The organism is Spirillospora sp. NPDC047279 (assembly GCF_040643285.1).
Lineage (GTDB): Bacteria > Actinomycetota > Actinomycetes > Streptosporangiales > Streptosporangiaceae > Spirillospora.
Genome location: NZ_JBEYUA010000024.1, coordinates 92097 through 115964, shown reverse-complemented (window position 1 = coordinate 115964; position 23868 = coordinate 92097). Strand labels below are relative to the sequence as shown.

The following is a 23868-nucleotide window of genomic DNA, read 5'->3' as shown; positions in this document are numbered from 1 at the left end:
GCTGGTCATTTCGGGGTGGGGTCGGCGAGAATGGAACGCTGTTTCCATTCGGGAGGTCGCGGATGCGGTACGTGGTGGTCGGGTGCGGGAAGGTCGGCCTGGAGCTGGCGCGGCGCTGGACGGGCGCCGGGCACGAGGTCGTGGGCACCACGACGACGCCGGGGCGGGTTCCCGAGCTGAAGGCCGCCGGGGTGGAGGCGGTGGTGACGCGCGGCGCGGACCGGGCGGGGATGAGGCGGGCCGTGGAGGGGGCGGACGCGGTCGTGCTGACCGTCAGCCCGCGGCCGAGCAAGGCGTTCGACGCGCGGGCGCGGGTCGCCGAGTACGCCGACACGCTCGTGGCCAGCGCGGAGACGGCCGTGGCGGTGCACGAACGTGTGGTCTTCACCAGTTCGGGGTCGGTGTACGGGGCGGGCGCCGGCGCACAGATCGACGAGACGTCGCCGACCACCGATGACGCGGACGCCTCCCCGCGTTCGTTCGCGGCGGCGGAACGGGCCGTCCTGGGCACGCCGGGCGGCGCGGTCCTGCGCATCCCCGACGTGCACGGGCACCCCGCCGACCTGGACTACCCGGCGCGGGTGCGGTTCGCGCACGAACGGCTGGGCGGGAGCGTGCCGTTCGCGGGCGGGTCGTTGCTGTACCGGATCGACTACCGCGACGCGGCCGCCGCGCTCGACTTCCTGGTGGCCGGCGACCTCACCGGCGTGTACAACGCGTACCCGGACGCGGTGACGCCGCCGACGACGGCGCGGGCGTTCGCGGAGATCTGCGCCGCGGAGGGGCTGCCGGAGCTGCGGTTCCGCGGTGAGATCAGGATGCCGGAGGTCCCGGTGACGTCGGCGCGGCTACGCGCGGCCGGTTTCCGCTTCGCGCACTGACGGCGCGGGCAGGGCCCGCCCGACCAGGCGGCCGAACGCGAGCGCCGGCGTCAGGCACATCCCCGAGCAGAACGCGTTGCCGTTGACGGCGGCGGACCCGATGACCTCGCCCACCGCGTACAGGCCGGGGATGACGCTCCCGTCGGGACGGCGGACCCGCAGGTGCGCGTCGACGTCGATCCCGGCGAACGTGATGAGCGTGACGGGGTGGTTCTCGATCGCGTAGAAGGGCGGTTCGGCGATGGGGGCGGGCAGGTGGCGGCGGCCGAAGGAGTCGTCGCGGCCGAGCGCCACCGCCGCGTTGTAGCGGGCGATCTCGGCCGCGAGCCCGTCCGGTGCGATGCCGGCGGCGGCCGCGAGGCCCCGCAGGGTGGCGGCCTTGTGCACGCCGCGCCGCCGCCCGCAGGCGGCGTCCAGATCGGCGGGGCTCCACCCGTGCACCATCGGCCGGGACGAGCGCAGCGCCCGCGCGTCGAACACCATCCAGAACGTCATGCGGTCGACGCCGGTGAGGAGGCGTTCCTTGCGGTCGATGCTCGGCTCGTCCTCGGCGATCCAGCGGCGCCCGCGCGCGTCGACGTAGATCTCCCACGGGGGCCGTTCGGGTGCGACGAGCTGGGGCCGGTGGAGCCAGTCGACGCGCGGGTCGTCCCCTTCGGGCGGCAGTCCGCCGAACGTGGGGATGTACTTGCCCAGGCCTTGCAGGCCGGCGCCCGCCCGCCGGGCCATGAGCAGCCCCTCCCCCGTCGAGGTCGGTGCGGCGGACGTGGTGAGGGGCGCGTTCTCCAGCTCGGCGAAGAGGTCGGGCGCGAAGCCGAACCCGCCGGTGGCGAGGACGACGGCGGGTGCCAGCGGGCGGGCGCCCTCCCGGGTGACGACGCCGGTGACGGCGCCCCCGTCGACGATCAGGTCGGCGACGGCCGTGCCGAGACGCAGGCCGACGCGGCCGGCGGTGACGTGCGGGCCGAGGAGCCGCCGCAACACCGTGAGGATCGCGGGGCCGCCGGGCGTCTCGGCGGCGTGCACGGTCCGCGGCGTCAGGTACGGCTCGTGCCCGTACACGAGCCGGGGCGTCCCGGGGTCCGGGACGAACCCGGCCGCCAGCAGCCATTCCAGCACCGCCGGCTGCTCGGCGAGCGAGAGCCGGGTCAGGTCCTCCCGGCCGGTCCCCCGGTTGATGCGGACGATGTCGTCGTAGTGGCGGCCGGGGTCGTCGTCGATCCCGGCGTCCCGCTGGGCGGAGAAGCCGCCCGCGGACAGGTGGCCGCCGGAGTACGGCAGGGCGCCGCCGATGTCGGCGGCCTTCTCCAGCAGCAGGACCCTGGCCCCCGCGCCGGCCGCCGTGACCGCGCACGCCAGCCCACCGGGCCCGGCGCCCACCACGATCGCGTCCCAGGTCACCGCCCCACCTCCTGAATGGATACAGTGTTTCCATTCACGGAACGGCGGTCAACCGCGCCCGGCGGATCAGCCCCGGGTCGAACGGCCTTTCGCCGATTCGAACCACTGACCCCTCGCGCCACGTATCTACCGGAGATGTCAGGCCAGAGCGGACGACGCCGTGCGTGGCGCCGTTCCCCTGTTTAGGAGGAGAGTTCCGTGTCGTCTGACGCCATAGATCCGAGCCTGCTGCGGAAGAACGCGCACAGCCCGTCGTTCTTCGCCCTCCAGCGGGCCACGTCGGGGCAGGCGGACCTCGTCGACTTCTGCATCCCGTGCAACCCGTACTTCCCGACGCCCGAGATGTTCTCGCGGCTCGCGGGCACGCTGGAGCAGATCCTCAAGTACTACCCGAGCGACGCCGACACCATCACCGCCGAGCTGTGCGCCACGCTGGGCCTCAACCCGCAGACGGTGGTGATGGGGAACGGGTCGACGGAGCTGATCACCTGGATCGACCACCTGATGGTGGCCGAGAGCCTCGCCACGCCGATCCCCACGTTCGGCCGCTGGACCGACCAGCCGCTGGAGACCGGCAAGCGGGTGGACATGTTCCAGCTGCCGGAGGCACGGGACTTCGCGTTCGAGGTGGACGCGTTCGTGCACTTCGTCCGGCAGCGCGGCTCGCGGGTGGCGGTCGTCTGCAACCCCAACAACCCCGACGGCGGGTACATACCGCGCCGCGAGGTGGTCCGGATGCTCGACCTCCTGATCGACCTCGACCTGGTCGTGGTGGACGAGTCGTTCCTGGACTTCGTGGACGCCGAGGCGTACACCAGCGTGGCCGACGAGGCCCGGATCAGGCCGAACGTGATCGTGCTCAAGAGCCTCGGCAAGAACTTCGGCCTGCACGGCATCAGGTTCGGCTACCTGGTGGCGAACCCGGCGCTGGCGCAGCGGGTCCGCGCGGCCCTCCCCAAGTGGAACCTCAACTCGTTCGCCGAGGTCGTGGTGTTCCTGCTGCGCGAGCACGGCGCCGAGTATCGGGAGAGCCTGCGGCTGCTGGCCCGTGACCGGATGCTGATGGGGCAGCAGCTCTCCTCGCTGCCGGGCCTGAAGGTCTATCCCTCCCAGGGCAACTTCATCATGGTGAAGCTGCCCGACGGCAAGGACGGCGTGGGCCTGCGCGACCACCTGATCGAGCGGCACAACGTGTTCGTCCGCGAGTGCGGCAACAAGCTCGGGTCCACCAGCCAGTTCCTGCGCCTGGTCGTGCGGCCGCAGGAGGACGTGCGGCGCCTGCTCATCGGCCTCGGCGCCTACCTCTACGACACCGCCGAGCCCCTGCACGCCCCCTTCCCGGACACGCTCAACCCCACGAACGGGGGTCTCTACAACGCCGGAGCCGACTACAGCACCGTCGCCGAGCTGCGCTCCTACCTGTCCAGCAACATGGCCCCGCCGGGCGGCAGGAACGGCGCGCGCGCCGACGACCACGGCCGCTTCGAACCCCAGGCCCACGAGGCACGGCCCGCCTGACCCCGTCCCGGACACCATGATCCGCCGGAGCCGCGAGAGGCCCGCGGGTCAGAGCCGGGTGGCGACGATCCAGACCCTTCGCCGACGCCGATGACGCGGATGGCGGATTCTCGCCACCACCGTCCGACACCCCGCCCCTGCGCCCGGGTCCGGAAATCGCTATGATCGTCCGGATATCGACGCATCTCGGGGAGCGGTCCACAGTGCAACCCCCTCAGCCGCCGCATGGTGGCTATCCGCCCAACTACGGTCCCCCCGGACCGCCCGGACCACCGGGACCCCCCGGTCCGCCGCGGCCACCGGGGCCGCCGGGCTGGGGTCCGCCCGGCCCTCCCCGGCGGCCGAACGGCAACCCGGCCCTGGTCATCATCGTGATCGTCGCGGCCTTCGTGATGCTGGTCGGCGGCGGAGCCGTCGTGTGGTTGTTCCTCGGCGGCGACGACGACGATCCGTCGCGCACGTCGGCGGGATCCTCCATTCCGGACCTCCCGACCCCGCCGAGCTACACGCCGCCGACCTACGACCCGCCCACCACGACGCCGACCCGCCCGTCCTACACGTACTCGCCCCCGCCGCAGAACTGGGGGGCCATCGCGGTGGGACGCAACGGAGCCGTCGGCCGGGCCTGGGACTTCGACACCGCGTCCGCCGCCCGGCGGCGGGCGCTGAACGAGTGCCCCACCTCCGGCTGCAAGGTCCTCACGACCTTCGTCAACGGCTGCGGCGCGATCGCGTTCAACTCCAGGACCAACAAGTACTGGGGCGGCAGGGGCGACACGAAGGCCGCGGCCCAGCGAGACGCGATCTCCAACGCGGGCGGCGGCCGCTGGACCACCTGGGTGTGCACCACCCGGTAGGCACCGCACGGGGCGGCGGTCCGGCCTGAGCCGGGCCGCCGGCGGTCACCCGGTCTCGGCCGGAGCCGCCACGACCTCGCCGGACCGCGCCGTCTCCAGGTGCTGGAGGTCCGCCGCGAACGACTTCAGGATCGCCGCGTACACGTGGCTCAGCTCGGCCGTCGACGACAGGCAGTGCGGCGGAAGGCCCTTCTTGATGGTCTCCTCGTGCCGCACGACCGCCAGGCACGCCTCGAACATCCGCAGCAGCGCCCGGCCCGCCTCGGTGAACCGCAGGGAAGGGTCCCTGCGGAGCCGTTCGAAGCCGGTGACGAGTTCCGGCATCAGCTTGGTCGACGATCCGGACGGCATCGGGACGCAGGGCTCCGCGCGTTCGGCGGAGGCGGTCTCGCCGGTCTTGGCCCTGACCGCCGGCCGCGGCAGGACCGGGTCCTCACCGCGCCGAACCCTGGCGCGCACGTCCGCGGCGGTGGCGGGCGAGATGCCGGCATCCCGGGCGATCCGGCGCAGCGAGGCGTCCGGGTCGTCGGCGATCAGCTTCGCCGCCCGGACCCGGCCGGCCGCCCCGTCGACCGGGCGGACCCTCCCGTCCCGGCCGATCCTGACGGCCGGCTGCGGATGGTCGCCGGCCACCTGGCGCCGCAGCCGGCCGACCTTCTTGCTCGACATTCCCACCACGATCGCCACCATCCGGTCCGACCACTCGGGATGGCTCACGAAGATGCGCTCGGCCGCCGCCAGCCGGTCGCGCTGCGACAGGGGCAGGCCATGCTGGATGTTGGCGGTGACCGCGAGCAGGAACACGTCCGCCTCGGTGCCGTGCCAGAAGCGCGCGTCGATGTCCTTCTCACCGCGGAGGACGGCGGCGCGGAGGCGGTGCATGCCGTCGACGACGCGCCGCGAGGGCAGATGCACCACGATCGGCGGGAGTGCGCCGCCCGTGTCGGCGAGCACGCGCACGTGCTCCGTGTCCTCCCCTTCCAGCCGCGGTGACCCCGTCGTCACCAGCGACGCTATCGGCACCCGCGTGACCACCGACCGCTCGATGCCCTCCTGCTGGAGCGAGAGATGCCTGACGAGCGCGTTCTCGCTCGACAAGGAATCATGTGCTGTTCCGTCCAATTCGACCATTCCCCAACCAGAAAGATGAAGCCGCCCACGAAGCAGACTCACTCACCGTTCACTGCGCCGAGGCTCTCGGGAGCCCGTGGTCGACCCGGTGCGGGGAAGTGGGTAATCGAACCACAGCGTTCGGTTACGCTACTGTCGGCAGACCCCTGAGAAGGGCCCGCCGTCGGTCATTACCCGACGTTACCGAGGGCCCCCTTACCGATCGCTAACCGGACGGCGGGCCGACCGTTAGCCGATCAGGCCGCCGGCCGCGAGCCGCTCCTCCACGGACCCGCGACCAGCGTCGTCGCCGGTCTGGTCGAACAGCACGCGGGCCTCCGACCACGCGGCGCGCGCCCCCTCCCGGTCGCCCGCCGCGGTGCGAGCGTCACCGAGAGTACGCAAGGTCCGCGCCAGGAACGGGATCCAGCCGCGGGTGCGCCACACCTCGACGGACCGTTCGAGGCAGGACACGGCGCCCGGCAGATCGCCCTCGGCGAGGTTCAGCTCGCCGAGGACGGCGAGCGCGTCGGCGAGGTGATGGCGGAAGTTGCCCGCGCGGCTGTAGGTCAGCGTGAGGTCGAGGGTCGCCCTGGCACGCGCGTCCCCGGTCAGGAAGAACAACTTGGACAGATAGAGCAGCGAGAAGGTCTCGAGATAGCGGTCGTCCAGGTCGCGCGCCATCCCGACCGACTCCTCCAGCAGGCTCCTGCCGCCCGCGATGTCGCCGCACAGCGCCTGCGCCGCGCCCAGGAACTGCACGATCGTGGCGACGAACCGCGGATTGCCCAGCTCCTTGACGACGACGAGCGCCCGTTCGAGGCATTCGAGGGCGCCGTGCGGGTTGGCCTCACCGTGCGCGACGGCCATGACGTGCAGGGTCCGCGCCTGGCCGCCGAGGTAACCGGCCTGGTTGGCGACCCGCAGGGCACGTTCGGCGAGGACGAGCGCCTCGGCGGCCTCCCCGTCCGCCACCTTGCCCCACACCATCGCCACCATGGCGTCGTTGGCCCCGGCCGGATCGCCCAGCTCGGTGAACAGCTCCAGGAGCCGGGCCGCCATCTCGCGCGTCCGGAGCATCGCCGGGCCCGATCCCGCGGGCGACGCCCAGGTGGTGACCTCCAGCAGGCCGCGCAGGAGCACGGCCTCGCCCCGCCTGTCACCGGTCTCCTGGCACAGGGTGAGCGCCTGCTCGTGCATCCGGCGCCAGTCGTCGTAGAGGCCGCGGACGTCGCAGTACCTCTCCATGGAGGCCGCCAGATCCCAGGTGACCTGGACCTGGCCGCTGCCGCAGGCGTGCGCGACCTCCGCCACCAGGGCCGCCCGTTCCGACGTGAACCACCGCATCGGATCCGCGAGCAGCCGCTCGGTGACGGAGGCCGGCGGCGTCCAGCGCGGGGCGTCGCCGTGCATGCCGGCGTAGCACGGTCCCGGGACCCGGTCGGCCGCCCGCTCGGCCAGCGCCAGCCACCCGCCCCAGGCCCGGCTGAGCGCGGCCTCGCGCTGCGCCCGCGGGTCCTCGCGTTCGGCCAGCTCACGCGCGTACAGCCGGAGCAGGTCGTGCGGCCGGTAGCGGAGCTGGCCGGTCTCGTCCATGCCGACGACGCCGACGAGGTGCGCGTCCACGAGCGTCTCCAGATGCCTCTGCGCCTGGGTCACCGGGACGTCCAGCAGCGCGGCGACCGTCCAGCACGCGAAGTCGGGGGCGTGGAGCAGGCCGATCATCCGGAACGCGCGCCGCGTCCGCGCCGGCAGCAGCCGGTAGCTCATCTCGAACCCCGCCCGCACCTCCAGGTCACCGGCCACCAGCTCGTCCAGCCGGCGCCGCTCCTCGCCCAGGACGTCGGCGAGGTGCGACAACATCCAGTGGCCGCGGCCCAGCAGCCGGGCGGCGGCGATGCGCACCGCCAGCGGCACGTGACCGCAGAGCTCGGCGATCTCGACGGCGACCTCCGGCTCGGCCGCGACGCGCTCGTCGCCGATGATGTTCCTGATCAGGTCGACCGCCTGCGCCGACGGCAGCACGTCCAGGTTGAGCAGCCGCGCGCCCTCCAGGCCGATGAGGCGGTTGCGGCTGGTGATGAGCACCGCGGCCTCGGGTGTGCCGGGGAGGAGCGGCCGCACCTGCGCCTCTTCGGCGGCGTTGTCGAGGACGATGAGCGTGCGCCGCCCGGCCAGGCGGCTGCGATAGAGCGCGACGCGTTCTTCGAGGGAGGGCGGGATGCCGGCGCCGGGCATCCCGAGCGTACGCAGGAAACGGCCGAGCACCTCCGCCGGCTCGGCGGGACCGGCGCCGTCCCCGCGGAGGTCGGCGTACAGCTGGCCGCCGGTGAAGACGTTCGAGATCTGGTGGGCGGCGTGCAGGGCGAGCGTGGTCTTGCCGACCCCGCCCATGCCCGCGACGGTGGCCAGGGCGACGGTCCTCTGGCGCGCCGGGCCGGTGCCCCCCGTGAGCGTGTCGACGATCTCGGCGACCTCGGCGGACCGCCCGGTGAAGTCGGGAATGTCGGGCGGGAGCTGGGCGGGCACCGGTGCGGCGGGTGCGGCGCCCTCGTCGTCGGGGGCACGGTCGGCCCCGCTGTCGGCACGGTCGGCACGGTCGGCACGGTCGGCACGGTCGGCACGGTCGGCTGAGAGGACGCGCATGTGTGCCCGCTGGACCTCCTCGCTGGGCTCGATCCCGAGCTCCGCCGACAGCCGGTCGCCGAGCCGGCGGTAGGCCTGGAGGGCCTCGGCGGGACGGCCGCTCGCCGTCAGCAGGTCGATGAGGACCGCGTGGAGCGGTTCGTCGAACGGGAACTCCTCGGTCAGCGGCGCGACGGCTGAAATCGCTTTCTGGGCGTCGCCGCAGTCCAGTGCGGCGCCGGCCAGATCCATCGCGGCCAGGCGAACCTCGTCCTCGATGCCGCGGACCAGCGGGTCCTCGCGATCGATCCGCGCGAGCCCGGCCAGCAGCGGTCCCCTGCGTTCGGCGAACGCCGACGAGAACGCCGCGCACCGGGCGGCCGGCTCTGTCATGGACCGCGCGTCATCGGCCGACGCCATGAACCCGCCGAGATCCGACCGTTCCTCGGCGCCCTCCAGGAAATACCCGTTCTGGTAACTGATCTTGATTGGATCCGGCCGCCCGTCGTCGAGCCGCGCCAGCCACTTCCTCAGGCGGGACACCGCGACGTGGACGGACTCACGGCTCGTGCCCGGGGCCCGGTCGCTCCAGACGAGGTCGGCGAGCCGTCCCGTCGGCAACGGCTCGCCGCGCGCCAGGACGAGCGCGCCGAGGAGACCCTGGAGAACCGGCGATCGGGGCGGTGCGACGGAGCCCTCCCCCACGCCGACCGACAACGGCCCCAGCACCCGGAAGAAAACACCATCCACCATGACCACACAACCCCGTTGAACGCAATCCATTGGCGCCAATGCCACATTGGTCAGCGCACCGATCTGATCGGCTGAATCAGGAGCCCGCTCAATACGGCCATGACGGCCGCCAGCAGGAACAAGAACGTGTAACCCCCGTGGCCGACGCACACGATCGCCACGACGGGAGCGAGTACCACGGCGCCACTCCCCGCCATGTTCATCGTCCCCAGGTCTTTGCCCCGGTCGCCGTTGTCACGGGGCAGTTGTGTCACCAACGCCTGGTCGACCGCCAAATAGGCGCCATATCCGGCGCCGAGTGCGGTCGCGGCGACGACGGCCACCGTCCAGGTGGAAATGAGCGCCATTCCCGTCAATGCCACGGCCATCAATCCCGCGGCGATGATGACGAACACCTTGCGCCGTCCGATCCGGTCCGAAATACGGCCGATCAGAAGACCCACCACGACGATTCCCGCGGTGAAGAGAAGGCTGAGAACGGCCACCCCCGCGGCCGGGTCGTCGATCCGTATCTCGTCCCGCAGGAAATAGAGCAGATAGACCGTGGCCAGCGAGGTCGCGAGCTGGGCCGCGAACCGCCCGGTCCACGCCCAGGCGAAGTCGGGCCCCAGCGCCTTCAGGTCCGGAAGCCACCGCTCGTCCCGCGCGCTCCGCTCCGGCCGGGGCGCGTCCCGGCCGATCAGCGCGTAGGGAAGGGCGAGCAGCGCGACCAGCACGGCGACCAGCGGGTAGCCGGTCTCGACCGAGAGGCTCGACACCAGCAACGTGCCGGCCACCAGCCCGACCGGCTGGGCGAGACCGGCGATCGCGAACACCGTGCCGCGGCGGTCGACCGCCACCCGGTCGGCGATCACCGCGCACAGGACCGCGTGGATGCCGCCCACGCCGCCGTGCACGAACGTCCAGCACACGCCGACGCCCACGATCGACCACTGGAGGGGCAGCGCCAGCAGTGCGGCCACGCACAATGCCGAGCCGCCGACGACCCAGGACCGGCGTTGCCCGAACCGCCATCGGGTGCGGTCGGAGAGAACGCCCACGACCGGCGCGGATATCACCGCCGCCAGCGCCCCCGCGGCCGTCACCACCCCGAGAGACCACTCTTTGCGCACGGGGTTGATGATCTCAATGTGGGAGGGCAGCAGGACTTGCGCGGAAGCGAGCAGTCCGATCCACATTCCGAGGCTCACCGCGAAGAGCGCGGCAATCCACGAATATGACAAGGGAGCAAATGTCTGTGACGTCTTCTCGGCGGGGGACGCCCTTACTTCAAGGGGACGACGCATTGGTGCCCAGGAACCCCGTACCTTCGACAACATTGTCCGTTCCGCCCGAACTTAGCACATACAGGGCAGACCCTGAACCCCTTTACGTCCGCACCCACACGCCCTGGACCGCGACAACTAACGCTCGACCGAACAAACAGCCCACACGGCCGTCACCATTCGTATCACCACCGTCGCAATCCATCATGACGACCTCGCGCCATTCAAGATCGTTTATAGGATGACCATCCCTCGAACATGCATTTGACCCGTTCAATCGGGGTGCCCTCACGCCCAAACCTCACACCTCGCCAGAATTTGCTGGACCTCAATGAGTGATGACGTCGCCACCGAAAGTCACGGCGATCCCATGGCCGACACCACCCCACTCCCTCGCTAACGGCCCTGCGTGCGGCCTCCGGCACCCGCCTAGAAAGGATTCAGAAAGTTTCAGCAAGCTCTTGCACAGCGTTGATCCATCGCGCATGGTTCTTCTACGCGGACGGCCGTCCCCACCCCTTGCACGCTTCGGCCCGGAAGTAGGTCCACTCCCATGCGCCTCGAATCCCCCCGCCGCAGCCCGCTCCGCAATCTCCTCGTCGCCACTCTGGGAACATGCGGCATCATGTCGGCGGCCGTGCTGGTCGCCGTCCCCGCCACCGGCGCCGTGCCCGCCGTGTCCGCCGCGCCTCAGGTGCGCGCGGCGGCAGCCCTCAACGACAGCGAGGTGACGGCCAACCTGTGGGAATGGAACTGGACGTCCGTCGCCTCGGCCTGCACCGGCCATCTGGGACCGGCGGGGTACGGCGCCGTCCAGGTCGCACCGCCCCAGGAGTCGGTCAGCCTGCCGAACTCCTCCGACGGCGCCCATCCCTGGTACGAGGTGTACCAGCCCGTCTCGTACAAGCTCGACTCACGTTTCGGCGACCGCGCGCGGTTCGCCGCGATGGTGACCGCGTGCCACGACGCCGGGGTGCGCGTCTACGTGGACGCGGTCGTCAACCACATGGCCGGCACCAACAACGCCGCCGGGGTCGTCGGCTACGCCGGCTCGACGTTCACCGGGTACGGCTACCCGCAGGTGCCCTACGGGTACGGGGACTTCCACCATCCGGGCGACAACTGCCCCACCGGAGGGGGGATCAACGACTGGAACAACGAGTCGCAGGTGACCAGCTGCGAACTGCTGTCGCTGTCGGACCTCTACACCGAGAAGGACGACGTGCGCGGCAAGATCGCGGGGTATCTGAACGACCTGGTCGGGCTCGGGGTCGACGGGTTCCGGGTGGACGCCGTCAAGCACATCAGGAAGGACGACTTCGCCGCGATCCTGGCCCGGGTCGGCAACACCACGGCCGAGAACAGGCGGCCCTACGTCGCCCAGGAGATCTTCGACGGCGCCACCAACGACGCCTTGAAGGCGCGGGCGTTCATCGGCAACGGCGACGTCCTGGACTTCGCCTACGCCAAGGGGATCAAGGCCGGGTTCCAGGGGTCGATCTCCACCCTCGGCGGCATCGGCGGCTGGAACCTCGACGCGCCCGGCGCGAACGTGTTCGCCATGGTCACCAACCACGACCTCGAACGTGACGGCGTCACCCTGTCGTGGCGGAACGGCGGCGACTACACGCTGGCCAACTACTTCGTGCTGGCCTACCCGCACGGCAAGCCCTCGGTCTACGACAGCTTCACCTACACCGACCGCAACGCGTCGCCGCCCTCCAACGGCAGCGGGTTCGTCACCGACGCCGCCTGCGGCGCCGCCTGGAACTGCCTCACCCGGAGCACCGGGATCAAGGGCATGGTCGGCTGGGCCAACACCGCCAGGAACGTGAAGACGATCTCCGATTTCACCGCCGTCAACGACCACGTGATCGGCTTCCACCGCGGCGACCGCGCCTGGATCGGCATCAACGACTCCGGCGCCGCCGCGACCGCGCAGTTCACCACCGGCCTGGCCGACGGCCGGTACTGCGACGTCATCTCCGGCACCGCGACGTCGAACGGCTGCACCGGCACGCAGGTCACCGTCTCGGCGGGCAAGGCCATCGTCACCATCCCGCCGAACAACGCGGTCGCCCTCCACGCCAACGCCAAGGCCGACGCCGACGCGGCCGAGGTCGCCGTCTCGTTCAACGCCGACGTCACCACGTGGTACGGGCAGAACGTCTTCCTGGTCGGCGGCGTCCCCGCCCTCGGCGGCTGGAACCCCGGCCGGGCCATCGCCCTGTCCTCCGCCGCCTACCCCGTGTGGCGCACCACGGTCACCCTGCCGCCCGGCACCGCCGTCGAGTACAAGTACATCAAGAAGGACCCCGACGGCACCGTCACCTGGGAATCGGGCGGCAACCGCACGTTCACCACGGCCTCCGGCGGCACCCAGACCAGAAACGACACCTGGAGGTGACCGTTCCCGCCCGCTCGGCGAGGTGGACGGCCCGGCCGCACGCCCGGCCGTTCACCTCATCGAGCACGCCGCTCGCCGCGAGGCCGGACAGCGGACCGCCCGGCTGGCTCGTCTCCCCAGGCTGAAGCCGGCGTGGACGATGCCGCTCCGATCGCCGAAACCCGGGATCATAGCGAGCGTCTTGCGAGGCCTGACCGGGCGCGTATTCAGGCTGCGGTGCGGAGGGCCTGCCTCAGCTCGTGCCGCAGTGCCGCGAGCGACACGGCACCGGCGAGGACGGTCCCGTCCGGGAACCGGAAGACCGGCACTCGCGGGCCGGACCGCGCGAACTCCGCGTCGAGCCGTTCGGCGGCCCTCTCACGGGTCCAGGGCACCCCGATCGTGGACGCCAGACCTTGCAACACGCCCGCGTCGGCGATGTCGAGACCGTCGGTGAAGTAGGCGCGGTACAGGCGGGCGGCCATGTCCTCGGCCGTGCCGTGCGCCGCCGCCGCCGCGATGAGCCGGTGGGCGTGCAGGGTCCCGGCGGGCACGATCCGGTCGAGGTTGATCACCAGGCCGTCCGCCGCGGCCACCCGCACGATCCGGTCGGCCCGCGCGGCGGGGGTGAGCTGGGGGTGCACGCGGCTCAGCGGCAGCCCCGCGGCACCGGACGCGATGCGGTACGGGCTGAAGACCACCTCCAGCTCGCCGCCATCGGCCCGGTGCTCGGCGGCGGCCCGCCGGAAGCGGGCGTAACCGAGCGCCGACCAGACGCAGGCGATGTCGTGAGCGATCTCGACCTTCATGAGCCTTGTTCCCTTGCTGGCGGCACGGATCGTTCCGTGCCGCTTCAGAATGCCCAGCGCCGGCTCTCAAGTCAATACGGAACGTTCCGTGCCGCCTGAGCGCTATGCTGTCCCCATGTCACCCAGACGTCCCGAGCGCCGTAGCGAAGAGGCCGCCAACGCCGTCATCCAGGCGGCCCTGGACCTGTGCCAGGAGGTCGGGTACCGCAAGCTCAGCATCGAGGGCATCGCCACGCGCGCGGGCGTCGGCAAGAACACGATCTACCGCTGGTGGCCGTCCAAGGCCGCCGTGCTGCTGGACGGGCTGCTGTCCAACTGGAAGCTGGACGCGTCGTTCCCCGACACCGGCGACTTCGTCACCGACATCAAGACGCAGATGGCGGCGGCCTCCCGCACCCTCGGCGGCGCGAGCGTCTTCCCCCACTACCGTGCGCTGATCGGCGAAGCCCAGCACGACCCCGAGCTGCAGCGGGCCCTGTGGGACCGCTTCATCGGCCACCTGGCGGGCGCCGCCGCCGACCGCATCAGGATCGCGCAACGCCAGGGCCAGATCCGTGCCGACGCCGACCCGGACCTGGTCTGCGAGCTGCTCTACGGCGCCATCTACTACCGGCGGCTGCTCACCACGCGCACCGCCGACGCCGAGCACACCAGCGCCATCGTCGACCTCGCCCTCGCCGGCCTCGCCCCGCCCGGAGACGACTCCGCCCGATGACCGCGGCATCGGGCCCAAAAGGGGCGGCGGCCGCCCGGTCTCACTGGACGCCGGCGTCCTTGCACTTGGCCGCGTAGGCGCCCTTGCACAACTCGGCCGCCTTGACGAAGCCGTCGTCGACGACCTGCTTGACGTTGTCCTTGAAGATCCCGATCGGGGTCAGCAACACCGAGGGCACGTCGCGCTTGCCCTGCGGGTCGTTCACGGTCGAGCTCGTCTCGCCTTTCTGCCCCTTCAACAGGGAGATGGCCAGTTTGGCGGCCGCGTCGGCCTCCTGTTTCACCGGCTTGTAGACGGTCATGCACTGCGTGCCGTCCAGGATGTTCTGCAGCCCCTGCGCGGTCGCGTCCTGGCCGGTGATGGCGACCTTCCCGCCTTGCTGGTTCTTCTTGGCCACCGCCACCGCGGCGTTGCCGAGGTTGTCGTTGGCTGCCAGCACACCGTCGATCTCACCCTTCTGCTGGGTCCACATCTGCTCGAAGATGGTCGCGGCCCGTTCCGGGCTCCAGTCCGGGACCGGCTGCTCGGCGACCTTCTCGTAGCTGGAGACCGGGTCCAGGATCTTGTGCGCGCCCTGGGCGAACAGCGTGGCGTTGTTGTCGGTCGGCGAGCCGTTCAGGTAGGCGATGTTGGCCGCCTTGTCCCCCAGGCACCTCCGCAGGCCCTTGCCCAGCTCCTCACCCACCCTGACGTTGTCGAACGAGACGTAGTAGTCCGACACCCCGCCCAGCGTCAGCCGGTCATAGTCGATCGTCTTGACGCCCTGGGCCTGGGCCTTGCGCTGCACCGCGGCCGCGGAGTTGGAGTCGAGCCCGGTCACGAGCAGGACGCTGGCCCCGCTGGTGAGCATCTGGTCGGCGATCGTCTGGAACCGCTGGGTCGAGCCCTCGGCGTTCTGGATGTCGTACTGGACGCCCGCCGCCTTGAACGCCTGTTGCAGGTACGGCCGGTCGAAGCTCTCCCACCGGGTGGAGGAGGTGGTGTCGGGCAGGATCACGCCGACCTTGCCGCTCGCCGCCGAGCCCGACGTGCCGCCCGAGCCGTCGGATCCGTCCCCGCACGCGGTGACGGTGAGCGCCGACACCGCGGCCAGCGCGGTCACGGCGACGATCCCCCTGCGGAGGACGGTGTCGTTGGCGACAGGTGTCGAGGGCTCCTTGCGCATGACGGCTCCAAGGGGTGGAGGCCGGGCCCCACCTGGCCGTCGGGCCGTCGGCCTTGCCGCACTGTAAGAACGGGAGTTAATCAGCGTCAAGGACAAAAGCGACCACAAAAGGCCATGGTTAATACGGACTACGGACGAACTCCATAGGCTGCGGTCATGGACGGCTCCCCCGGGTCCCTCACCTCGTTGCGGTCGCGCAACCGGCTGCTCGTCCTCGACGCCGTCCGCCGGCACGGCCGGATCAGCAGGGTCGGCATCGCCCGCGCGACCGGGCTGTCGCGGACCACCGTCTCCGGCCTGGTCGCCGGCCTCCTGGCGGAGGGCGTCCTGACCGAGTCGGCCGAGACCTCGGTGCCGCCGGCGGCCCGCGGCGGGCGCCCCGCGACACCGCTCACGCTCAATCCCGAAGGCGGCGGCCTGCTCGGCGTGCATCTGCGCCACACCGACATCCGCGTGCTGCTGGCCGACCTGTCCGGCGGCGTGCTGGGCGAGCGTCACCACCGGGTCGACGTCGACCACCGGCCGGACGAGGCGCTCGACTTCATCGCCGGGACCGCTCTTGACCTGGTCGCGACCGCGGGACGCGACGCCGGGCGCATCTTCGGCATGGGCGTCGCGGTGTCGGCGCCCGTCCAGTCCCGGTCGCACACGCTGAGCCTGCCGTCCATGCTGTCCGGCTGGACCGACGCCGACTTCGCCACGCGCCTCGGCGAGCGCATCGGGCTGCCCGTCCACGTGGGGAACGACGCCGACCTCGGCGCCCTCGCCGAGTGGACCTTCGGCGCGGGACGCGGCGTCGACGACCTCATCTACATCATGGTGTCGGACGGCGTGGGCGCCGGGCTGATCCTGGACGGCCGCCCCTACCAGGGCTCGACCGGGGCGGCGGGCGAGCTCGGCCACATCGCGGTGGTCGACGGCGGCTACGTCTGCCGCTGCGGCAACCGCGGCTGCCTGGAGACCGCGGTGGGGGCGCAGGCGCTCACCGCGGCCTTCTCCCGTACCCGCGGCCCGGACACCACCATCGCCGACCTGGTCGCCCTGCTCGCCGCCGACGATCCGGGGGCGCGGCGGGTGGTCACCGACGCCGGCCACCTGATCGGCCGGGCGCTGGCGGGGATCTGCGCGATGCTCGAACCGCGGATGGTCATCATCGGCGGCGAGGTCGCCGCCGTCGGCAGGCCGCTGCTCGACGGGGTCCGCGACGTGCTGACCCACCGCCTGCCCCCGGCGCTCAGCCAGGGCATCACCGTCAGCGGCGGGCACCTCGGCGACCGCGCCGAGGTGCTGGGCGCGATCGTCCTTGCGACCCACCGGACCTCGGCCCACCTCCTGGCCCCGCGTTTCGAGCGCACGACCCGGGACTCAGGTCCCTCGGGGCAGGCGCCGCAGATCATGTAGCTTGCCGCCGAGCCCGTTCGGTGGAATCAGGAAAAAAAATCGCCCGCGGCCGTCGATCCGGCCGGGACGCCGTTCGACCTGTGATTGACGGACCCGTCCGGGCGGCCCGCCTCGGACACGACCACAAGGAGCATCGCGATGGGATTCATCAAGTCCAGCCTCTTCATCTCCCTCGACGGCGTGATCGAGGCGCCGGAGACCTGGCACTTCCCCTACTTCGACGACCAGATGGGCGCCGTCGTCGGGGAACTGATGGGTGAGGCCGAGGCGACGCTCCTCGGCCGGCACACCTACGAGGGGTTCGCCTCCTACTGGCCCGGCGCCGACCCCGACGACCCGATGACCAAGACGATGAACAGCTCGCGCAAGTACGTGGTGTCCAGCACGCTGACCGAGGCGACCTGGGAGAACTCCTCGCTGGTCAACGGCGACGTCGCGGCGGAGCTGACCCGCCTGAAGGCCGACACCAGGCTCGGTACCACGGGCAGCGCCGCCCTCGTCCGCTGGATGATCGAGCAGGGCCTGGTCGACGAACTGCACCTGCTCCTGCACCCGATCGTCGTCGGGCATGGCGCCAAGCTCTTCACCGAGGGCGAGACCGTGCCGCTGAAGCTGGTGTCCTCGACGACCTTCGAGGCCACCGGCGTGGTGCACCTCGTCTACGCCAACGCTCCCAAGGACTGAGAGCCGGAGAGACGGCCGGTGCCCCCGGCGGGCATGGGGGCACCGGCCGCGGGTAGGCAGCGCGCATGAGCGCGGGTAGAGATCGGTCATGAAGTCATCCGGCCTGCAGCGCAGTGACCCAGAGGGGCCAGGGATCACCCGGCGCAGGCGCGGCCAGGGGTTCAGCTATGCGACGCCCGGCGGCGAGCCGTTGCGCGACAAGGCCGAGCTCGCCCGGATCAAGGCGCTGGTCATTCCTCCGGCCTGGCGCGAGGTCTGGATCAGCCCGTCGCCGGATGGGCACATCCAGGCGGTCGGCACGGACGCGGCCGGGCGCCGGCAGTACCTCTACCACGACGCCTGGCGGGAGCGGCGCGACGCCGACAAGCACGAGCGGATGGTCGCCTTCGCCGCCGCGCTCCCCCGGATCCGCGAAAGGGTCGCCGCCGACCTCCGGCAGCGGGGGTTCACCCGAGAACGGGTCCTCGCCGCCGCCGTGCGCCTCATCGACCTCGGCTTCTTCAGGCTCGGCGGCCGCGCGTACGCCGAGGAGAACGGCACGTTCGGGCTGTCGACCGTCCGCCGGGAGCATGTGCGCTGCTCCGGCAGCGAGGTGACCTTCGAATATCCGGCCAAAGGTTCCCGGCTGCGCGAACGGGCGATCGCCGAGAAGAGCGTCTGCGCCGTGGTACGCGGCCTGAAGCGCCGCTCGGATGAGAGCGCGGAGCTGCTGGCCTACCGCGACGGGAAGTCGTGGCACAACGTTCGAGCCGAGGAGGTCAACGACTACCTGCGGGACATCTCCGGCGACGAGTTCACGGCCAAGGACTTCCGGACCTGGCACGCGACGGTCCTCGCCGCCGTGGCCCTGGCCGTCTCCGCCCCGCCACCGGAGTCCCGTCCGGCCCGCGACCGGGCCGTGCGCCGTGCCGTCCAGGAGGTCGCCGACCTCCTCGGCAACACACCGGCGGTGGCACGCGACGCCTACATCGACCCGCAGATCATCGATCTCTTCGAGCAGGGCGTGACCATCGCCCGGACCCTCCCCCGTCTCGGCGAGGACTCCGAGTACGGCGAGCTGGCCACCCAGGGCGCCACCGAGGAAGCCGTCCGCCGCCTCCTCCAGCGCTGACGTCCCGGCGGGGCAGGCCGGTCAGCCTTCGATTCCGGTGGCCTTGTGGGAGGTGCCGACGGGCTTGGACTCGGGCGATCCGCGTTGGCGCAGGTAGATGCTGAGCGCGACCATGGAGGCGACCGCCAGGAACTCCGACTGCCAGTTCTGGAGCGTACGGTTCCAGAAGTCCGCGGAGGTCACATAGCCCGCCCAGGAGACGGGGTCCTGGTAGTCGGCGAGGCGTTCGACGTTGTAGGCGACCCGTCCGGTGACCGACTGAGCCAGCCAGGACGCCAGGAAGACCAGGCCCATCACCAGCCCGAGCGAGCGGGCGAAGACCACGCCGCGCAGCCCGCCCGCCCTGGCCCAGCCCGGCGAATCATCGGTCGCGTGGCGGCCGACGTGCTGGTCCCGGTCGGACTCCTCGCCTTCGTCACCGAGCGTCTTGGACTCCGGCGAGCCGCGCTGGACCAGCCACACCGTCACCAGGATGTAGAGGAAGAACTGCAGGTACTCCGATTGCCAGTTCTCCGCGACGTCAACGCCGAACTGCGAAGAAGAGACGTACCGCGCCAACGAGATCTCGGCGCCGGCCTGGGCGAGGGCCTGGTTGTTGTACTCGTACCAGCCCGACAGCGCCTGCCCCACCAGCGCCACGAGGAGGGCGCCCAGGAAGAACAGGCTGAGCGAGTTCTCGCGGACGAACGTGCGCATCGCGCTCACCGCCCCATCAACCCGATGACCATGATGTACACGAGCCCGACCACAATGATCAGCAGCGTGACGGTGAAGACGGTGCGCATCAGGCCTCCACCTCGCAGTCGTACGGGCCCTCGGGCTGTGGCCGGCATCCCGCGGCGGCGATCTTCCAACCGTCGGGAAAACGCACCAGGAAGAGGACCTCGCCCTCCAGCCGCACCTGCGCCCGTTCACCCCAGACCTGAACGGCCGTGATCGCACCCGGCCGCACACCCAGTTCGGTGATCTCCTTCGCGCAGTCCCTGCCTCCGGACTCCAGGCTCTCGGCCGCCTTCGGCGACAGGGCTCTGCAGGCGCCCGCGCCATCCCGCTCCTGAACGGCGGACACAAAGCTCCGCGCGGCTGCGCGGACATCACCGTCGTCCCCCGCACGGTCACACCCCGCGCACACGGCGAGGACCGCGGCGGCGACAAGCACTCGCCGCGCCCGCGCACTGGCGTCCCGGGTAGGCACCTGGGCCACCTACCCCGGCGGCCGTCACGGCATTCCCACCGGACGATCTAGATCAGGAAACCGACCGCGGCTCCGGCGACGAGCGGGCGGGCGGGCGGGTCAGTCGGAGGTGTCGCGGGTGAAGAACGCGATCTGGTCGGTCAAAGCCTTGTCCCTGATCGCGGGGTCGTTGTAGAAGCCGAAGTGCGTCCCCGGGTAACGCCTCAACTCGCCGTCGGGGGCGCGCTCGGCGAGGACGCGGGTCTTCTCTTCCGGTGTCTCGTGGTCCTCGGCCGCGACGCAGACCAGGAGCGGCGCGCGCAGCCGTTCGGGTGCCGGGCGGTAGCGCGCCATGCGCAGGAACGCGCGCGGCGCGACCTCGTTGCGCCAGAGGGTCCGCTCGCCCTCCCCCGCGAGGGTCCTGACGTGCTGCTCGGCCTCGGCCGTCGCGGTCACGGCCAGCTCTCCGGGCGCACCGATCATGGGGATGTAGAACGGGCTCAGCCCGAGCCGGCCGCGCAGCGCGTCCCAGAGGATGGCGCCCTGGAGCCGGAGCGTGGCCAGGGCCGACCGGCCCTCGACCTTGCGCGGGAAACCGTTGTACGGGATCTGCGCGACCACGGCGGCGATGCGCGGATCGTCGGCGGCGACGTTGATGACGTGCGCTCCTCCCAGCGAGTTGCCCCAGAGCAGGATGCGGTCCGGGTCGATCCGCCCGTGCCCGCGGGCGAACGCGACCGCGGCGCGGATGTCCTCCTGCTGGCCGTCGATGTCGACCAGTTGCCGGGGCTCCCCGGCACTCTCGCCGAAGTTGCGGTAGTCGAAGATCAGGGCAGCCAGCCCGGCGGCGGCGAAGGCCTCGGCGTGCGGGAACAGCCGGTCCATCGTTCCGCTGAACCCGTGGCAGAGCACCACGCAGGGAACGCGCTCGGCCGCGCCGTCCGGAAGGAACAGACGTCCCGCGCATCCGGCGCCGAACGTGACGTGATCGGCCATGACCGCCTCCCTCATTCACTGACCGCCGGTCAGGAGAGTAGCACCGTGACTAGACTCGCGGTAAGGGAGGGTGATGAACGATACGCCACGGCGGATCCTGGACGCGGCGGGCGCGCTGTTCGCCGAACACGGATTCCGCGCCACCTCGATGCAGGCGATCGCGCGGGAGGTCGGCATCACCAAGGCGGCCCTCTACTACCACTTCGCCTCCAAGGACGAGATCCTGCGGAGCCTCACCCTCCCCGTCCTCGACGAACTGGAGGCCGTGCTCGCCGAGGCGGAGCGGCACGAGGACCCGCGGACCGTCCGCCGCGAGGCCATCGAGGGGTACGTCGACGTCAGCCTCCGGCACCGGCACACCCTGGTCATGCTCGTCCGGGACATGACGCTGCTGGTGCAGGCCCCCGTGGCCGAGCGCTTCAAGGCCGTCCTGCTCCTGGCGAACGACCTGGTCTGCGGGCCCGACCGGCGGCTGGAGCGGCGAGTCCGCGCCGCGCAGGTGGTGGCGAGCCTCGGCGATCCGATCGTCGCGTTCCACCACGTGCCGGCGCCAGAGCTCCGGCGCCTCATCCTGGACGGCGCATGGGCCCTCCTGGACGCGCCGCCGCCACCACCGCCACGGCCGCGAGGGCGCGGCGGCGGGCGCCCGGCGGCGCTGAGCGAGGAGCAGTCCGAGCAGGTGCGCTCCCTTCACCAGGCCGGCCACGCGGCCGAGGATCTCGCCGCCCGTTTCGGTGTCTCCCGTGCCACCGTGTACCGGATTCTCAAAACCTAATTATGAGAATCTGTTTTTGAGAACCATGCTTTCGAAGCCCTCACCCCCTGGCTCGGGTGTCCGGCCGGATCGTCGAGGCGCTGCGCGCCCGGGACGTCGAGGTCGCCATCTGGGCGAACGGCCGGACGCCTAGGCGTCGGGGTCGGTGCGGTCGGCGAGGGCCGCCCAGGCGGCGATCTGGGGGCGCGAGATGAAGCCGAGCTTGGCGAGGATGTGCTCGAGGTGCGAGTCGGCCGTGCGCTTGGAGATGACGAGCCTCTCGGCGATCTGGCGGTTGGACAACCCCTGCGCGACCAGCCCGGCGACCTGCAGTTCGCGCTTGGTCAGCGGGCTGCGCTCGCCGGGTGCGGACGCCGTCGCGGCCCGCGAGGGTTCGCCTCTCACCACCCGGATGGCCTCCGCGTCGGACAGGGCGGCGCCCCGGGCGCGGGCGGCGGCGAACGCCTCCTCGCCCATCGCCGTGGCCAGCTCGTCCAGGCCGCGGCCGCGCAGGGCCTCCCAGGCCGGCCCCGCCTCGGCGTTCATCCGGGTCCGCAGCGCGTCGGCGTATCTCCCCGGCCACCTTCAGCGCGAGCCGCGTCTTGCCGACCCCGCCGACCCCGCACAACGTCACCAGCCGGGCCCGCTCCAGCACCTGGCGCACCTCGGCCATCTCGCGCCGTCGCCCGACGAACGGGCTCAGCTCGGCGGGCAGATTGCCGGCGCGCGCGGGGACCCGCAGGGCATCTAGGTACACCGAATAGGTCCGGCTACCGATGACCACCCGGCCATGGGCGGCGCATGCTGGAGCGCCGCGCAACCGTCAAGGGTGGGCTGAGAGCGTGAACCACAGCAGACAGAGAGCACCGCACCGCCCCTCACCACCGGCCGTCCCCGAATCCGACCGGTTCCTGACCATCCGCCTCACCGGCGATGTCGAGGCGCTCGACGCCGACCTGACGCAACGAACGATCGGGTCGTCCCTGAGCTTCCTTGAACCGTCGACCCTCGTGCTCGACCTCGAACAGGTCACTCACTTCGCCGCGACCGGACTCCGCATCATCGTCACGGCCTGGCGGCAGATGCAGGAACGCGGCGGCCACCTCATGATCGCAGGCGGCCCGCCCTACAGCCGCCACCTGCTCCGCCGCACGGGCATGACCGCGGTGCTGGACCTCTACGACACCCTGGACGAGATCCACCGCAACGCGTCACCCGGTCACCGCGCCTTGGCAGACTCCCCCCGTGATCGAACTGACTGACGACCTCCTCAAGGTCGAACCCGGGACCCTCTGTCACTGGCCGGCCGACCTCGACCATCCGGTCGCCGGCACCTGGAGCATCACGATCCCGCTGGCCCCCTTCTCCGCGGACGACGAATACGAGCCCGCCACCTTCCGCCCAGGCCCCGGCGGGCCCGACCTCATCACCACGGAGATCTCCCTGGACGACATCCGCCTGCCCGCCACCGACCTGACCGCACTGAGCCGCCGCGCCTTCTCCTTCCCGCCAAAACCGGAAAGCGGCTTCATCGACGGCTCGATCTACCTCACAGCCGTCCACTGCCCGGTCGAGGTGACCCGCCTAGAGTTCGGCCAGGCCGCCCAAGACCACATCACCGCCACCCTCCACACCCACTTCAACTTCAAAGCCGCCGGCGGCATAAGAATCCACAACCGCACAACCACCCTCACCACACCTCTGACCTTCAAACTCGGCCAACCCGTTCGTCCAGCCCGTGAAGTCGGTGACGTCTTCGGCTGAGACCACGCTTGACCGGGAGCCCGGGACCAGCATCGTCGGCGCTCGCACCTCGCCGAGATCGTCCCAGAGGTCTCCGAAGTCGAAGCCACCGCTGGACATTCCCAGGACGCCTTCCGCGCGGGGTGCCGAATCCCCGGGCGCCCGGCGTACGCGCTGGCGTCCCGCTCACCCAGGCATGATCTGCGGGATCGGGGTAGGTGGCGCCCGTACGCCCCGGATCGATGAAGAGGTGACACGATGGGCGATCGGCACGTACTCCCGCACGCACGTGGCTGGCAAATCGCCAAGTCCGACAAGGCGCAGGCCAGCGAGGTCCATGAAACCCAGGAAGAGGCCATCGGCCGCGCCCGGGAGATCATTCACAACGATGGCGGCGGCGAGCTGGTCATTCATGGTGAGGACGGAAAGATCCGCGACAAGCGCACGATCGCTCCGGCCACCGACCCGTATCCCCCGCGCGGCTGAGCCCTTCACGGGCGGGCAATCGTGCCCCGCCGAT

General features: G+C 71.3%; 22 protein-coding genes. 12 read left to right on the top strand and 10 right to left on the bottom strand.

Features of this window, described 5'->3' with window-relative positions:
- Positions 1–62 precede the first annotated feature (62 nt).
- Complete coding sequence (locus ABZ810_RS42095) at positions 63–881, top strand: NAD(P)H-binding protein (RefSeq protein WP_358412762.1); 819 nt, start codon at positions 63–65, stop codon at positions 879–881.
- Here ABZ810_RS42095 and ABZ810_RS42090 read toward each other — a convergent pair.
- Positions 849–2282 (bottom strand): FAD-dependent oxidoreductase, encoded by a 1434-nt coding sequence (locus tag ABZ810_RS42090; protein WP_358412760.1) that lies wholly within the window; start codon positions 2280–2282, stop codon positions 849–851. The genes ABZ810_RS42095 and ABZ810_RS42090 overlap by 33 nt on opposite strands.
- A 198-nt stretch (positions 2283–2480) precedes the next feature.
- On the opposite strand from ABZ810_RS42090, the gene ABZ810_RS42085 reads away from it, so the two are divergent.
- Entirely contained in the window at positions 2481–3800 is a 1320-nt protein-coding gene (locus tag ABZ810_RS42085) for a histidinol-phosphate transaminase (RefSeq protein WP_358412758.1), read from the top strand.
- Positions 3801–4171: 371 nt separating this feature from the next.
- A complete protein-coding gene (locus ABZ810_RS42080) occupies positions 4172–4657 on the top strand; it encodes a DUF4189 domain-containing protein (protein ID WP_358412756.1) in 486 nt (161 codons plus the stop codon).
- 45 nt (positions 4658–4702) lie between these two features.
- Here the strand turns inward: ABZ810_RS42080 and ABZ810_RS42075 are convergent, their stop codons facing one another.
- The 3 genes from ABZ810_RS42075 to ABZ810_RS42065 all read right to left on the bottom strand — a co-directional run bounded on the left by ABZ810_RS42075 (position 4703) and on the right by ABZ810_RS42065 (position 10431).
- The gene (locus ABZ810_RS42075) at positions 4703–5755 is read right to left on the bottom strand and encodes a streptomycin biosynthesis regulator (RefSeq protein ID WP_358412754.1); all 1053 of its coding nucleotides are present in this window, start codon (positions 5753–5755) and stop codon (positions 4703–4705) included.
- Positions 5756–6016: 261 nt separating this feature from the next.
- Positions 6017–9145, bottom strand: coding sequence for a BTAD domain-containing putative transcriptional regulator (locus ABZ810_RS42070; protein ID WP_358412752.1), 3129 nt, complete (start codon positions 9143–9145; stop codon positions 6017–6019).
- Between the two features lie 50 nt (positions 9146–9195).
- Positions 9196–10431: an MFS transporter gene (locus ABZ810_RS42065; RefSeq protein ID WP_358412750.1), complete on the bottom strand. Its 1236-nt coding sequence runs from the start codon at positions 10429–10431 to the stop codon at positions 9196–9198.
- Positions 10432–10963: 532 nt separating this feature from the next.
- Here ABZ810_RS42065 and ABZ810_RS42060 point away from each other — a divergent pair.
- Complete coding sequence (locus ABZ810_RS42060; protein WP_358412748.1) at positions 10964–12817, top strand: carbohydrate-binding module family 20 domain-containing protein; 1854 nt, start codon at positions 10964–10966, stop codon at positions 12815–12817.
- A gap of 206 nt (positions 12818–13023) precedes the next feature.
- Here the strand turns inward: ABZ810_RS42060 and ABZ810_RS42055 are convergent, their stop codons facing one another.
- Positions 13024–13605, bottom strand: a complete 582-nt coding sequence (locus ABZ810_RS42055; RefSeq protein ID WP_358412746.1) for a DsbA family protein — start codon at positions 13603–13605, stop codon at positions 13024–13026.
- A 115-nt stretch (positions 13606–13720) separates the two neighbouring features.
- On the opposite strand from ABZ810_RS42055, the gene ABZ810_RS42050 reads away from it, so the two are divergent.
- Positions 13721–14320 carry a TetR/AcrR family transcriptional regulator gene (locus ABZ810_RS42050; RefSeq protein ID WP_358412744.1) on the top strand — a complete coding sequence of 200 codons (600 nt, stop codon included), beginning with the start codon at positions 13721–13723 and terminating at the stop codon, positions 14318–14320.
- 40 nt (positions 14321–14360) lie between these two features.
- Here ABZ810_RS42050 and ABZ810_RS42045 read toward each other — a convergent pair whose 3' ends face one another.
- Positions 14361–15485 (bottom strand): substrate-binding domain-containing protein, encoded by a 1125-nt coding sequence (locus tag ABZ810_RS42045; protein ID WP_358412742.1) that lies wholly within the window; start codon positions 15483–15485, stop codon positions 14361–14363.
- Between the two features lie 156 nt (positions 15486–15641).
- On the opposite strand from ABZ810_RS42045, the gene ABZ810_RS42040 reads away from it, so the two are divergent.
- From ABZ810_RS42040 to ABZ810_RS42030, 3 genes are all read left to right on the top strand, one after another.
- A complete protein-coding gene (locus tag ABZ810_RS42040; protein ID WP_358412740.1) occupies positions 15642–16886 on the top strand; it encodes an ROK family transcriptional regulator in 1245 nt (414 codons plus the stop codon).
- Between the two features lie 138 nt (positions 16887–17024).
- Positions 17025–17570, top strand: a complete 546-nt coding sequence (locus tag ABZ810_RS42035; RefSeq protein ID WP_358412738.1) for a dihydrofolate reductase family protein — start codon at positions 17025–17027, stop codon at positions 17568–17570.
- A gap of 88 nt (positions 17571–17658) precedes the next feature.
- Positions 17659–18681 (top strand): DNA topoisomerase IB, encoded by a 1023-nt coding sequence (locus ABZ810_RS42030; RefSeq protein WP_358412736.1) that lies wholly within the window; start codon positions 17659–17661, stop codon positions 18679–18681.
- A 21-nt stretch (positions 18682–18702) separates the two neighbouring features.
- Here the strand turns inward: ABZ810_RS42030 and ABZ810_RS42025 are convergent, their stop codons facing one another.
- The 3 genes from ABZ810_RS42025 to ABZ810_RS42015 form a co-directional block, all read right to left on the bottom strand.
- Entirely contained in the window at positions 18703–19377 is a 675-nt protein-coding gene (locus ABZ810_RS42025) for a DUF6766 family protein (RefSeq protein WP_358412734.1), read from the bottom strand.
- Between the two features lie 88 nt (positions 19378–19465).
- Positions 19466–19750, bottom strand: a complete 285-nt coding sequence (locus ABZ810_RS42020; protein ID WP_358412732.1) for a hypothetical protein — start codon at positions 19748–19750, stop codon at positions 19466–19468.
- Between the two features lie 225 nt (positions 19751–19975).
- Positions 19976–20851 (bottom strand): alpha/beta fold hydrolase, encoded by an 876-nt coding sequence (locus ABZ810_RS42015; RefSeq protein WP_358412730.1) that lies wholly within the window; start codon positions 20849–20851, stop codon positions 19976–19978.
- Between the two features lie 73 nt (positions 20852–20924).
- Here ABZ810_RS42015 and ABZ810_RS42010 point away from each other — a divergent pair, with 73 nt between their 5' ends.
- Positions 20925–21626, top strand: a complete 702-nt coding sequence (locus ABZ810_RS42010) for a TetR family transcriptional regulator (protein WP_358412728.1) — start codon at positions 20925–20927, stop codon at positions 21624–21626.
- 129 nt (positions 21627–21755) lie between these two features.
- On the opposite strand, the gene ABZ810_RS42005 is transcribed toward ABZ810_RS42010, so the two are convergent.
- Entirely contained in the window at positions 21756–22151 is a 396-nt protein-coding gene (locus tag ABZ810_RS42005; protein WP_358412726.1) for a helix-turn-helix transcriptional regulator, read from the bottom strand.
- 296 nt (positions 22152–22447) lie between these two features.
- Here ABZ810_RS42005 and ABZ810_RS42000 point away from each other — a divergent pair, with 296 nt between their 5' ends.
- The 3 genes from ABZ810_RS42000 to ABZ810_RS41990 all read left to right on the top strand — a co-directional run bounded on the left by ABZ810_RS42000 (position 22448) and on the right by ABZ810_RS41990 (position 23834).
- Positions 22448–22867 (top strand): STAS domain-containing protein, encoded by a 420-nt coding sequence (locus ABZ810_RS42000; protein ID WP_358412725.1) that lies wholly within the window; start codon positions 22448–22450, stop codon positions 22865–22867.
- Positions 22851–23369 carry a hypothetical protein gene (locus ABZ810_RS41995; RefSeq protein ID WP_358412724.1) on the top strand — a complete coding sequence of 173 codons (519 nt, stop codon included), beginning with the start codon at positions 22851–22853 and terminating at the stop codon, positions 23367–23369. Before ABZ810_RS42000 ends, ABZ810_RS41995 begins: the two co-directional genes overlap by 17 nt.
- A gap of 237 nt (positions 23370–23606) precedes the next feature.
- Positions 23607–23834 (top strand): DUF2188 domain-containing protein, encoded by a 228-nt coding sequence (locus tag ABZ810_RS41990; protein WP_358412723.1) that lies wholly within the window; start codon positions 23607–23609, stop codon positions 23832–23834.
- The last annotated feature ends 34 nt before the right edge of the window (positions 23835–23868 follow it).